This window comes from Psychromarinibacter halotolerans (assembly GCF_029168315.1).
Taxonomy (GTDB): domain Bacteria; phylum Pseudomonadota; class Alphaproteobacteria; order Rhodobacterales; family Rhodobacteraceae; genus Psychromarinibacter; species Psychromarinibacter halotolerans.
On record NZ_JARGYD010000045.1, the window covers coordinates 1 to 503 of the forward strand.

The following is a 503-nucleotide window of genomic DNA, read 5'->3' on the forward strand; positions in this document are numbered from 1 at the left end:
TCCGCCGCCGGCTCGACCGTCAGCGTCACCGTCGTCGTGTCGGTGCCGCCAAGGCCGTCGCTGACCTCGTAGACGAAGCTGTCGGTGCCGTTGAAATCCGCGTCCGGCGTGTAGGTGAACGAGCCGTCGGCGTTCAGTACCAGCGTCCCGTCCGTCACGTCGCTGACAAGGCTCGCCGTCAGCGGGTCGCCGTTCGCGTCGGTGTCGTTCAGCAGAACGCCCGCCGCCGCAACCGTCAGCACGCCGTCCTCGGCCACCGTGTAGCTGTCCGCCGTCGCCTCGGGCGCGGCGTTCGGCTCGGTCAGCACGTCCAGCTCGACCGTCGCCGACGCCGTCAGGTCGCCGTCGCTGATCGTGTAGCTGAAGCTGTCCGGCCCCGCGCCGGAGGTCGAGGTGTAGGTCACGGTTCCGTCGCCGTTGTCCACCACCGTGCCCAGCGTGCCGTCCGTCACCACCGTGATCGTCAGCGGGCCGGGGCCGTCGATGTCGCTGTCGTTGGCCAG

1 protein-coding gene is annotated in these 503 nt (G+C 70.2%); it reads right to left on the reverse strand.

Annotation, left to right across the window (positions count from 1 at the left end; genetic code table 11):
- The coding region (locus P1K30_RS24050) for a cadherin-like domain-containing protein (protein ID WP_275635237.1) at positions 1-503 on the reverse strand (503 nt) is incomplete at both ends.